The organism is Shewanella sp., from assembly GCF_048265805.1.
Classification (GTDB): Bacteria; Pseudomonadota; Gammaproteobacteria; order Enterobacterales; family Shewanellaceae; genus Shewanella.
Map to the genome: position 1 here is coordinate 17383 of NZ_JBLXAT010000016.1, position 11742 is coordinate 29124.

General features: G+C 50.3%; 11 protein-coding genes. 2 read left to right on the forward strand and 9 right to left on the reverse strand.

Annotated features, from left to right (window positions below):
• Positions 1-55 precede the first annotated feature (55 nt).
• Positions 56-466: a flagellar basal body-associated protein FliL gene (locus tag ACN0TT_RS12160; RefSeq protein ID WP_417762498.1), complete on the reverse strand. Its 411-nt coding sequence runs from the start codon at positions 464-466 to the stop codon at positions 56-58.
• A gap of 107 nt (positions 467-573) precedes the next feature.
• Between ACN0TT_RS12160 and ACN0TT_RS12165 the strand changes: the two genes are divergently transcribed.
• Positions 574-1137, forward strand: a complete 564-nt coding sequence (locus ACN0TT_RS12165; RefSeq protein WP_417762426.1) for a chorismate--pyruvate lyase family protein — start codon at positions 574-576, stop codon at positions 1135-1137.
• Here the strand turns inward: ACN0TT_RS12165 and ACN0TT_RS12170 are convergent.
• From ACN0TT_RS12170 to ACN0TT_RS12180, 3 genes are all read right to left on the reverse strand, one after another.
• The gene (locus tag ACN0TT_RS12170) at positions 1124-3769 is read right to left on the reverse strand and encodes an immune inhibitor A domain-containing protein (protein ID WP_417762427.1); all 2646 of its coding nucleotides are present in this window, start codon (positions 3767-3769) and stop codon (positions 1124-1126) included. The genes ACN0TT_RS12165 and ACN0TT_RS12170 overlap by 14 nt on opposite strands.
• The gene (locus ACN0TT_RS12175) at positions 3766-4068 is read right to left on the reverse strand and encodes a hypothetical protein (protein ID WP_417762428.1); all 303 of its coding nucleotides are present in this window, start codon (positions 4066-4068) and stop codon (positions 3766-3768) included. Before ACN0TT_RS12175 ends, ACN0TT_RS12170 begins: the two co-directional genes overlap by 4 nt.
• A gap of 112 nt (positions 4069-4180) precedes the next feature.
• On the reverse strand, positions 4181-4786 hold the full coding sequence (locus ACN0TT_RS12180) for a YhgN family NAAT transporter (RefSeq protein WP_417762429.1): 606 nt from the start codon (positions 4784-4786) through the stop codon (positions 4181-4183).
• Positions 4787-4952: 166 nt separating this feature from the next.
• Between ACN0TT_RS12180 and ACN0TT_RS12185 the strand changes: the two genes are divergently transcribed.
• Positions 4953-6476, forward strand: coding sequence for a metal transporter (locus ACN0TT_RS12185; protein WP_417762430.1), 1524 nt, complete (start codon positions 4953-4955; stop codon positions 6474-6476).
• 90 nt (positions 6477-6566) lie between these two features.
• On the opposite strand, the gene ACN0TT_RS12190 is transcribed toward ACN0TT_RS12185, so the two are convergent.
• From ACN0TT_RS12190 to ACN0TT_RS12210, 5 genes are all read right to left on the reverse strand, one after another.
• A complete protein-coding gene (locus tag ACN0TT_RS12190) occupies positions 6567-7829 on the reverse strand; it encodes a mechanosensitive ion channel family protein (RefSeq protein WP_417762431.1) in 1263 nt (420 codons plus the stop codon).
• Between the two features lie 151 nt (positions 7830-7980).
• Entirely contained in the window at positions 7981-8406 is a 426-nt protein-coding gene (locus ACN0TT_RS12195; protein WP_417762432.1) for a hypothetical protein, read from the reverse strand.
• A 198-nt stretch (positions 8407-8604) separates the two neighbouring features.
• Entirely contained in the window at positions 8605-9426 is an 822-nt protein-coding gene (gene mutM / locus ACN0TT_RS12200) for a bifunctional DNA-formamidopyrimidine glycosylase/DNA-(apurinic or apyrimidinic site) lyase (protein WP_417762433.1), read from the reverse strand.
• Between the two features lie 18 nt (positions 9427-9444).
• The gene (locus ACN0TT_RS12205) at positions 9445-9903 is read right to left on the reverse strand and encodes a hypothetical protein (RefSeq protein WP_417762434.1); all 459 of its coding nucleotides are present in this window, start codon (positions 9901-9903) and stop codon (positions 9445-9447) included.
• 30 nt (positions 9904-9933) lie between these two features.
• Positions 9934-11733, reverse strand: coding sequence for a bifunctional molybdopterin-guanine dinucleotide biosynthesis adaptor protein MobB/molybdopterin molybdotransferase MoeA (locus tag ACN0TT_RS12210; protein ID WP_417762435.1), 1800 nt, complete (start codon positions 11731-11733; stop codon positions 9934-9936).
• Between the last annotated feature and the right edge of the window lie 9 nt (positions 11734-11742).

The window sequence follows — 11742 nt, forward strand, 5'->3', positions numbered from 1 at the left end:
TTGTTTGATTTGCGGCGTTTATGCGAACGGCTAATGCAACGTTACTTCTCTGCGGTTAATCGTACAGGTAGCTGGTAAACAATAAATTCACGATCAGCGACTTACCCGTTTCTTGCTGCAGCAGTTTATTCAGCTCGTCGTAACACTCTTTACGGATCTCTTCTCGACCAGTGAGCGACTTAATGCGATCTTCCGGCTGGTTGCCCAAAATCTCTACCATCGCTGAGCGCAGTAAAGGATCATGATGCTCAATCTGCACCAGATCATCGGGACTTTTCACCATCAGCTCGACACTGATGCGCACAAACCCGAGCTTTTTACGGTTGGAAATGTAGTTAGTGACGATCTCCGGTTCAAAGCCGTAATAGGCATAATTATCTGAGCCGGCAGGTGGTGCAGGCTCATTAGCGGCCCAAAGTGGCTGCCATACCTGCAAACATAACAACACTAACAAAACTTTTTTCAGCACAGCGGCATACTCCCTCATAGCAACCTAGCAACCGTTAGTAGCTGCAAAGATACGTCATAGACATGGTAGACTCCATTCGACTTATCGACTTTTTCGAGTAATGCATGGATCTCTCTAATTTAACCTTTCCTTTTGGCAATGATATTCGCTGGTATACCACTCAGGTACCACAAGCGTTACCCCCCCAGCCGCTAAAAGATTGGTTATTGTCAGAAGGGAGTTTGACACAAAAACTCAAACTCTGCTGCGACCAGTTTGAAGTTATTGTGTTAGGAGAACAGTGGATTGCTGCCGATCCGCGTGAATGGCATGGGCCGGAGCAGCAACTCTGGCTGCGAGAAGTGTTGTTACAGTTGGATGGTATCCCGTGGGTATTTGCCCGCACACTCATGTCGCCACAGCTGTTAAAACAACAGCAACAGCTAGAACAACTGGGCCAACGACCATTGGGCGAACTGCTGTTTAGTGATTTAAATTTTGTGGCCGGTGACATCGATATTTGTCATATCGCTGCGCCTTCAGCTGTCAGTGACTTAGCCACCGCCCTAAAACAAACGGCGTCCACCCCGTTATGGGGCAGACGCCGTCACTTTAGTTATCAGCAACACCCCTTGATCGTCGCTGAGGTGTTTCTGCCCGCGGCAGAAACGGGGATTAAGCGTGCTTAGCGGTTGCCTTCACTTGACCTCGGCGACTCAACGCCAAGCCAGCCAACAGCATTAGCCACCAAGCGCTCAAGCTACCGCCACCTGATGACCTACTAGACTCAGTATTTACATTAGGTTCGTTACCACCACCTGCAGATGTGGCCGCAATGGTCACACTGGTGGTATAAGTCTCGGTCACGTTAGCGCTGTCGGTGACAATCAACACCACCGCATAACTGCCAGCAGTTGTATAGGTATGACTAGGCGTAGCACTGGTGCTAGTCGCTCCGTCACCAAAATCCCAGCTATAACGGTACGGAGCAGTACCGCCCGTCACAGCACTGGTGAACGCCACAGTGCTATTGGTCACTTGTTGGGTAGCAGTAACTTCCAAAGGTGCGACGACAGGAGTCTCCGGTGTTTCGGGCTCTGGCGTATCCGCCGCTGCACGACGAATATTCACCGTCGCGGCAGAGCTATCCTGCTCCTGAGAGGTCACTTCAATAATCACGCCCAGTTCTGGTAACACCACCCCTGCGGTTGGTCGTGTCGGTGCGCTGTAATCATCGCGATCATCAAATACGCTGTTGAAAGTTAAGTGTCGATCACCGCTATAAGCCGTTTGATCGTACATGCTAAAGGCCGCATCACGCAGCTGCCACTGAGTAGCGACATTGCCAATCATCTGCTGATCAGCATCTACGACTGAGATCAGGTTATAACCTGGATGGGTCGACGAATCATTATTATCTAAGTTTGAGTTTTCGTACCAAACCAACACACCGGGTTCATAGTTTTCAAAGCGCAATCCAGCATCATTACCACTGTAGTTGCGTAACTGCACCAAGTAACGATGTTGTCCAGATATCTTATCTTGAATACGGCTAAATCCGCTAAGTGCCACCGAGCTATTGGCTTGCTCAGCATCATCGTTAAATAGCGTTGCCGATGAAGAACGTAGCTGCAAGTTATCTAGTTGAAAACCGGTACCCAGTACATTGGGATCTGTGGTGTAGACGATACTGATCTGTCTATTAGAACCCGCATAAGCGCTGAGATCATAAGTTAACGTCACCCAACCGAGTTCATCTGCATCGCTGAGATCGCTAGACTGACCAGTGATGATATTGCGCGCTGAGTTTCTGCTATTGCTGGCTTTGGTATGGTTACCTGCAATAGCGACACCACCGACTTGTACCTGCACGTAGTCATAGTCTTCTTCAATGTCCCAACGCGCTTGCATCTGCAGTGTTAAGCTGCTGTCTGCTGGCAAATCAAACTGGAACGACATCGCACTGACCGTTTCATCAGTACGACCAGAATAGTACTGATATTGGCCAGCGAACGGGGCACTAAATGGCACAAGATCTTGTGGTAGGTTAATGGCTAGCTGGTTAACTGCCGAACTATCACTCGCGTTAGTGATACGGAAATCCTGACCCGCTTCAGTTAACGCAGCGTAGTTAATCTCCTGCTCGTAAAGCCAGCGGCCTTGATATCGTTCTTGTAAAAATGAGCGAGCATAGGGAGAGAAGCTTGACGGCTGAGAGCCGGATAATGCGCCAGTCCAGTTACCTGAAGCCATTAAGGACCACAACCCCACAGGCGAATCGTTTAACGCTGATTCGTTAGCTGTGTCATATTCGTCTGGCAAACCTAAATCATGACCAAATTCATGTACACACACTCCAACCCCGGCATCAATTGGCTGAATGGTGTAACCGAACAGACGTTTGTTAGTACCAGGCAATAAATAACCATTGTTGTTTGGGCCAAGAACCACAAAACGGTGTGACCAAATGGCATCATCACTTAGCGTTCCGCCCCCCGCTTCTTCACCAATGCTGGAATGGAACACCATCACATGGTCAATAATGCCGTCTGGCTCGTTTAAGTTGCCATCACCATCAGCATCATACGGGTCTTCGATATCATATGCAGCCAACTCATCGGCAGTCATATCCTGAACGGCAGCAGTAACCGCTTCGGTCACCAAATCGGTAGCACGACTGTCGTCACCAGTATCTGTATCGTTGGTGCCATAGTAGGCGGCTTCGTGTTGGGCGCGATACCAACCTTTAACGTCACCAGTAAAGTGGAATGTACCACCCGATGCCGCTTGATAATATTGATAAGCGGACTGCAAATTTTGTCCCGCCGGCCCCGTCATACCCGTTTGTGAAAACAATAACTCGTTGTAGTGGCTGGTGGGGTAATCATTGAAGTACATCTCGGTGTCTGCAGCAGTCAGACCGTTGTCATCATGTGGCAGATCAGGAAAATCAATCAGCACCACCAGCACTTTGACGGTCTTGCTAACGTCATTAGGTGCCACTTGTGCTGATGCCCGCTGTATTCCCGCTAACTTAGCGCGCTGTATTTGTGCCTTAAACGCTGTGGCACGCATTTCACGTTCTTGCTTCTTAAACAGTAACGCTTCTTTACTGCTGTTCTTGGTGATATAGCGTTGCAGCGCTTGCTGCTTCTCCTCCTCACTGGCGTTGGCGGACAGTTCACCATGTTTTTCTAACCAATAGAGAATTCGCTCATTGTTTTGAATGGCGCTATCTGCAGGCGCAGGGATCGCGTGTACGGTTGACGCTAGCAATGCCGTAGCAGCAACCAAAATTGAAGTCATCCATTTACGGCTCATGGTTTGTTCCTCTTTAAACATTTCGAATAAGCTTGCTGACGTTTTTTGATGTACTCCATCAGTTTTTGCTCAGCTTGTTCCTTGCTCATCTGTTCCGTAATAACGCCTTGCTTGACTAAGCTCTGGTAGATTTTTTCACGATCAACATGCGCCGCACCGCTGCCACACGGAGCGAGCGGCGGTACTTGCACAGGTGACGGAGAAGCTTCTTGTGGGGCATCAACAGCCCCCGCCTGACAACCGACAGGGCCCAGCAAAAGGAAAAATGGAATTAACCACCGAACATTAACGATCTGCACAAAAAAACACCCCAATTGAGACGGACAACGCTACGTTATAGTGTATACGTAACACGGCCCAAAATGGTGCACAAAATTTTAAACAATCATCAACAGTTCAGCAGATTTTCAGTTACAAAGAGGGACTAGGCACGGCCGACAAATACCGTGCGACACCGTCGAGAAACATCTGTACCGAGATCATGACCAGCACCATGCCCATCAAACGCTCTACCGCAATCAAACCTTTATCACCAAGAATCCGGTTAAATGCTTTATAGAACATTAAGATAAACGCACTGACCCCCCAAGCAGATACCAGTGCGATGGTCCAATCAACCATGCGGCTTGAGTCGGTATGCGCTAACAAGATCAGCGCCGCCAAAATAGATGGCCCCGCCATCAACGGGATCGCCATTGGCACAATGAACGGCTCTTCTCCCGCAGGCAAACCGGTAATGCCACCTGGGGTAGGAAAGATCATCTTCAGTGCGATAAGAAACAGAATGATACCACCAGCAATGCTGACCGATTCAGAACGCAGATTGAGGAAATTAAGAATCGCTTCGCCAGCGTAAAGAAACATCAACATGATGACCAAAGCGAAGATCAACTCGCGTATCAGCACCCGGCGACGCTTTTTCGGATCGATATGGCGCAAAATAGAAGCAAAGATGGGCAAGTTGCCCAGAGGGTCCATGATCAGGAACAGCATCACTGCGGCAGACAGAATATCCATGAAACTCTCTCATAATTGGTTAAAGTAAATCAGCGGCGCGTTATTGTATCGTTTTTTTTGCTGTGCTTGGCGGAATATTTCTCGTGCGTAAAGGATTTATCTGGAGGCTGCTCTCGGGCTAGACAGTTGCTATACTATGGCGATTTTCCGCTGTTGCCAGAGTCCCATGACCTACCTGATCGCCAGTTGTATCGCGCTGTTGCTTGGTCCCTTGAGTTATCGCTACCTAAATGCGGGTGGCGGACTGCATAAGGGATTGGACGGCTTTATCTTTGTTTCCCTCGGTGGGCTGGTACTGATCCATATTTTGCCAGAGCTGCTGGAACATGGCGGCCTGTTGGCGATTTTGTTTGTGATCCTCGGTCTATGGGGACCCACCGCCAGTGAAAAACTGTTTCACCGGTACTCAGAAATTACCCACAAGCTGACGCTCATTTTTGGTATTGCTGGCTTGCTGCTGCATACGCTCACCGATGGCGGCGCCATTGTGTTAGCTCAGCAAGGCGGTGGTAGCGTGTTATTGGCATTGGGGGTCATTTTGCATCGTCTGCCAGTAGGGTTAGCCATTTGGTGGTTGCTTAAACCGCAAGCTGGTAAATGGTGGGCCAGTCTGGTGATTGCGCTAATGATTCTGCTCACCATCGTCGGTTATTTTGCCGGTGAGCAGTTGTTATCGCATTTAACCCTCGACAATACCGTGTATTTGCAGGCATTTGTCACGGGTTCCATTCTGCATGTGGTGATGCATCAGCCGCACGCCCATGAGCACAGTGCGCCAGCGAAGCCGCGTTATGAACTACATGCCGGTATTGGCAGTCTGCTCGGTATTGCGCTGTTATTAGTGCTACTGTTGACCGAAGCCGAAAGCGCCGGACACCATCACCACCATGAACATCATGCGCTGTTTGAATGGCTGCTTAGCTTGGCACCAGCGTTAATATTAGTGTTTGTGTTAGCGACTTGTCGTCGAGTGATTGGGTTCTACGTTGAGCGCCAAAAGGGTTGGCTCAGATCCTGGCTGCAACAAACAACACCAGAAATTTGGGTCTTTGCCATTTTGCTATTGGGTCCAACATATGGCTTGTTGCTCCCGCTATTCACTGCAATAACCGCATTCATCGTGCCTGCCGATGACCGTGCTGCAGCACAGAACTCACTGCAAAGCAGCTTGATGAAAGATGTCGAACGCTGCGCACCATGGATGCTGCTTAGCTTGCTGCTGGCCAATCTTATCGGTCATCCGTCCATTCCACTCAATACCGATTGGGCCCAGCTTATCTTGCTGGCGGTGATTTTTGCCCTGCTGCCATTCAGTTTGCCGGGCGCTATTGTGCTCGCCATGGGACTAGGCTCAAGCGACTGGAGCCCAATGGCAGCGGTGTTCTGCTTGCTGGCACCGTTACTGCGCCAGCAATATCAACAACAGCTACCGTGGTGGAAGTTGGCGACATCCGTGCTGCTCTGTGCCTGCGTACTGGTGGCAGTACACTTTTGGCAACCGCCTACCGTGCAGATATTGCATTACCCGAGCTGGTTGGAATATAGCGCGCTCACCGCCATGATGCTGCTATTTGCTATCGGTCTATTGCGCCTTGGCCCACGCGAATTTTTAGGGCGTCTGAAACCAGAGCTACCAGCCAGTTTAACCGTGGTACATGTCCATGCGGAGCATCACGAGCACCATCATTAATGATAAGTGCTTAGCCGCCTACATTAACGGCTACCAAACAAACATGAAAAAGGGCTGCATTGGCAGCCCTTTTTATTTCACGAGGCGATGTTAATTCACCCCGCCTTTGATGCTCCGTACATCCAAACCTGTTGGCCCTTGGAAGGCACGTAAATCAAATTCCGGTAGAATGGCAAACACATGGTCAAAAATGTCGGCCTGGATCTCTTCGTAATACACCCAACGGGTATCGTTAGTAAAAATATAGATCTCTAGCGGTAGCCCTTCGGTGGTCGGCGCCAGTTGCCGCACCATCAAGGTCATATCTTGATGTACCTTCTCATGATGTCGCAAAAACTCCACCAAGTAAGCACGGAAAGTACCGACGTTGGTCAAGCGACGGCCGTTGACTAGGCTGTCCATATCACTGACCTTGGCGTTGGATTCGCCCAACTCTTTAGTTTTCTTCGGCAGGTAATCTTTGAGATAGTTAATCTTGCTCAAACGTGGCCGATCGGCTTCGGTCAAAAAGCGAATACTGTTAATGTCGATATTGACCGCACGTTTGATTCGTCGGCCACCCGATTCCGTCATGCCGCGCCAGTTTTTGAACGCATCAGACACCAAGGCATAGGCAGGGATCATGCTTATGGTGTGGTCCCAGTTACGCACTTTAACGGTGATCAGCGATACCTCTTCCACCGCACCATCAGCACCGTACTTCTCCATCTGAATCCAATCACCGGGACTGACCATACGGTTAGCCGCTAATTGAATACCGGCAACAAAGCCTAAGATGGTGTCGCGGAATACCAACATCACCAAACCCGTGGCAACACCTAAACCGCTGAGGAAATACACGGGCGATTGATCTGAGACGATGGAGATCGACACAATAATCGCAATAAAAAACAGAAACAGCTTAAACAGCTGCACAAAGCTTTTAATTGGTAATCGGCGGCTGATCAACTTGACATCAGCGACCTCATTGGCGGCATCTAAGGCGGAGTAGAGCGCACGCACCACGGCAATCACTAACCATACTGTAATCAGCCTATCGGACAGACGCTCAGCAACGTCATGGGCACTTAACGCGACAGGGATCAGTAGCTTGAGCACCATAATGGGTGCCACCATGGCCAGCTTTTCTAATACGCGATAGCGGACAAAAATGTCATCCCACGTCGCTTTAGAGCGAAGAATCACGGCATTCATCGCGCCAACCACGCCACGCCGTAATATCAAATACACTATGACAGCCAGCACGAGGCAAGCACATACCAGCAGTAAAGAAGATAGCCAATCGGAGGGCTCACTTGCGACGCCTACTTGCGTCAACCATTGCGACAACACCTGTCGCAGTTCCTGATCCACATTAACCTCACATACATCCAACTAAGCCCGAGCGGCTCGAAACGGAGCTTAACATAACGCCATAAATGAAAGTTGAACAGTGAATAAAGAAATCGATGACGCGCACCTAAATGCAACGCGCACAGCAAACCGTGGAGGATGAGTGGTCGAGTTAAATGGTCGGTTGAGTTAATTCAACCCGCAAACCTTGGGGTTGCTCAACCTGCTCAAGTGCTTCGGGATCGACGCCAGAAACTTGCAGCGCCGCAGGCGTCCATTGCAACTGGAGGTCGTCCTGACGGCCAAGCATCACCACCGTGCTGCGGTACACTTCACCGGAGCTAAGATCGGTCAAATGCAGGTAACTTTTCCAGCGTTTAGGCACGCTAAGTTGGCAATTGGAGAAATGTAATTCAGCCAGCCAGCGACCATTAGGAGAGGTTAATGAATGCAACACATTATCATCGCAGAAGGTTTGGGCTGCTGCAGTGTCGATATTGCCCGCAAACTTCATCACAGTAAAAGACGTCAGCAACAAAACAACGATGCCGACGAATGATGGCAACAACTTTTTAGCTACAGCGGTTGACGATAACACTGCGACAATCCTTACCTAATAATAAGCTAAACAATCAGGCAGGCTACGCCGCAGCATTAGCAAAGTAAATAACTACAATGATCTACAATTGTTTTCAATGTCACTTAAGTATTAACAATCAAACTAAAACAATTGAATTTAAACAGGTTAAATTTTGTGCGGCATTTGGCGTTATGCAACGAAAAAACACCTAAACGGCTAACGTAGCGTTGGCTGACACACCGAGCAAAACACCGTACTGCGTTGACCTAAGCGGATCTCCGTCAGCAACACACCGCATTGATTACATGGTTGACCACCGCGGCCATACACATGCAGTTTCTGCGCAAAATATCCTGGCTTGCCCTCAGCATTGGTAAAGTCTTTTAAGGTGGTGCCGCCCTGCTCAATAGCCACCGCCAAAATCTGCTTCACTGCGGAGACCAAAAGAGCTAACGCCTCACGCTCAATACTGCCCGCTGGCGCTTGTGGATGAATGGCGGCCGCAAATAACGCCTCGTTGGCGTAGATATTCCCAACCCCCACCACAATAGCGTTGTCCATCAAACACAGCTTGATTGCTTTAGACTTCCCCTTTAATGCGGCCACCAGATAGTCGACATTAAACGCATCGCTTAACGGCTCCGGCCCCAGTTTAGCCAACAGCGGATGGGCTTGCTCAGGCAGTTGACACCATAACCAAGCCCCAAAACGACGAGGATCGTTAAAGCGCATAATACGGCCGCTGCCCAGTACCAGATCGATATGGTCGTGCTTTTGCACCTCGGTGCGCTCGGTAACAATCCGTAAACTGCCTGACATGCCCAGATGCACAATCGCCGTCCCCGCATCGGTATCAATAAGCAGGTATTTGGCACGACGGCGTACCGCCTTGATCGTTTGCCCGACGATCTGTTGTGCCAATTCCGGCACAGGCCAGCGCAGCGAGGCATTTCTTACGATAAGCGCTTGTACATTTTGTTCCAACAACCACGGCTCAACCCCACGGCGAGTGACTTCAACTTCAGGTAATTCAGGCATAACAGATCCAATAACCGATTAACGCGATGCGGCATTCACCAGCGGCAACAAGCCTTCGCGTAGACTGGGGGGAATTTGATACCAGTTGCCCGCCTTCGACTTTAACAAGCCTACGGCGGGATATAACAACCAGATTTGTGACTGCTGCTTACCCACTTGCAGTAGCAGCTCTTCCGGCCGTTCCGCCGGCGTTTGCTGTGGCGCTTGCTCTAACGCTGAGACACGCAGTTGCTGCCAATGTTGGCTCCAAGCGGCGCAGTTGAGTACCTGCTCATCACATTGCCATTGGCCTTGTTCATCTTGCGCCATCCAGATACCCGCCAACTGCAGTTGGGTTAACGGGTGTTGTTGATCAAACAGTGGCTCACTGCTGCTGGGCGTTCTATGGGTGTAGTGATCCAGCAACGTCAGCACACCAATCATGATGGCCGATGCAATAATAATAATGTTATTCCAACGTCGCCGAGAGATCGCCATAAATGCTCCACAAACCCCGCTCAGATTAGCTTAAAGTAGCTCAGCAAACGGCAAAATATATACCGATTCACCAACTTCAATTCGTTCATCGGCTTCGCCGACGACCACTAAGCAGTTACCGGTAACCATGGAGCTCAACATGCCTGAACCTTGCGCGCCAGTTGAGCGTACATGCAGTTTGCCGTCCGCGCCCAACGTAGCAATACCCCGGTTAAATTCGGTACGGCCAGCACGGCTACGAAATGGGTCATCAGCCGCGGCAGGTAACAGCTGTGGCTGCCAATCAGGCTCACCCGCTAGTTTACGCAGCGCGGGTTGTACAAACATCAAAAAGGCGACCATAGCGGCGACCGGATTTCCCGGCAGGCCGAAGAACAATGCATCATCAATTTTGCCGAACGCCAGTGGACGCCCTGGACGCATATCAATGCGCCAGAAATGGATCTCACCAATGGCAGCCAGCACTTTTTTAATGTAATCGGCGTTACCAACAGAAACACCGCCGGAGCTGATCACCATATCGGCTTGTTGGGATGCTTGCGACAGCGCCGCGGTCAGAGCCGCTTCAGAATCTTCAATAATGCCGAGATCGATCACCTCACAACCTAAACGGCGCGCCATCGATTTAATGGTGTAACGATTAGAATCGTAAATGCAGTTGGCTTTCAGCGCGGTACCGGGTTGGCACACTTCATCACCGGAGGAGAACACCGCCACCACTGGTCGACGTTTTACCGCAAACTCGGCAAATCCCAGCGATGCCAGTAAGCCTTGTTCGGCAGCGCCCAAACGACTGCCAGCCGCCAACGCCACCGCGCCTTTGGCAATGTCTTCACCGGCGAGACGCACGTTTTGCCCCACTTTAATCTTGCCCTGCAAACTGACGCGGCCATCTTGCTCGGTGGCATTCTCACGCGGTTGTACGGTATCAGCGCCCGCTGGCACTGGGGCGCCCGTCATAATGCGCACCGCTTGGCCAGCGTTTAAGCGGCCATCATATTGGTAACCAGCACGCACCTCTCCCACGACTTCAAACGAGTCAGGCAGTGGCTCTGCGGCGCTAAACGCAAAACCGTCCATTGCTGAGTTGGTATGCTGCGGCACATCGACAGGCGAAATAGCATCGTCAGCCAGTACACGATTTTCGGCGTCATCAAGGCTAACCTGTTCAGACTGCTCCACTGGCATCACATGCGCCAAAATATTCTCTAGCCCTTGGCGGACCGATAAAAAGCTGCCCGAGGAGTTCAGTTCTTGCAGCGGCAATGGCCGCACCTGTGGCTTAGCCTGATAGTTGTTGGCGTATTGCTCAACGTAATCAGCAATCTGCGTGACATTGTTGATATCCAACTTTTCAATGTTGATATCACTTGGCAGTTGGGTATCGGCACAACAGGCAATCGCCAGCACGTTAGGGTCTTGGTCGAAAATCAGCGGTTTACCGACGGCTGCGCGGTGTAATTCAATTTTGGGCAACGCGAGTTTTTTAAAGCCTTCCACCAGCACCAGATCCACTTTATCCGCTTCAAGTTGTTGCAGCAGATGCACGAGATCTGGGTCACCGTCACATTCATCTTCGGTCATCAACGCCCAACGCACATGTGAGGCCACCAACATCTGGCGAGCTCCCGCTTTGCGCATCTCAAAGCTGTCTTTACCGGGAATATCCACATCAAAATTATGATGGGCGTGCTTCAACACCGCTAACCGCAAACCGCGTTGCGTTAATGCAGGGATTAACTGCTTAAGCAGGGTGGTTTTGCCCGTGCCACTGTAGGCGCAAAAACCCAGTACCGGAATGGATAACGGATTGTTGAATGTGGTGCTCATAAAAACCTC

What these genes read in the sequence shown, in the direction of transcription:
- ACN0TT_RS12165 (WP_417762426.1), top strand. Translation starts at nt 574, where the DNA reads ATGGATCTCTCTAATTTAACCTTTCCTTTTGGCAATGATATTCGCTGG.
- ACN0TT_RS12170 (WP_417762427.1), bottom strand. Translation starts at nt 3,769, where the DNA reads ATGAGCCGTAAATGGATGACTTCAATTTTGGTTGCTGCTACGGCATTG.
- ACN0TT_RS12180 (WP_417762429.1), bottom strand. Translation starts at nt 4,786, where the DNA reads ATGGATATTCTGTCTGCCGCAGTGATGCTGTTCCTGATCATGGACCCT.
- ACN0TT_RS12185 (WP_417762430.1), top strand. Translation starts at nt 4,953, where the DNA reads ATGACCTACCTGATCGCCAGTTGTATCGCGCTGTTGCTTGGTCCCTTG.
- mutM (WP_417762433.1), bottom strand. Translation starts at nt 9,426, where the DNA reads ATGCCTGAATTACCTGAAGTTGAAGTCACTCGCCGTGGGGTTGAGCCG.
- ACN0TT_RS12205 (WP_417762434.1), bottom strand. Translation starts at nt 9,903, where the DNA reads ATGGCGATCTCTCGGCGACGTTGGAATAACATTATTATTATTGCATCG.
- ACN0TT_RS12210 (WP_417762435.1), bottom strand. Translation starts at nt 11,733, where the DNA reads ATGAGCACCACATTCAACAATCCGTTATCCATTCCGGTACTGGGTTTT.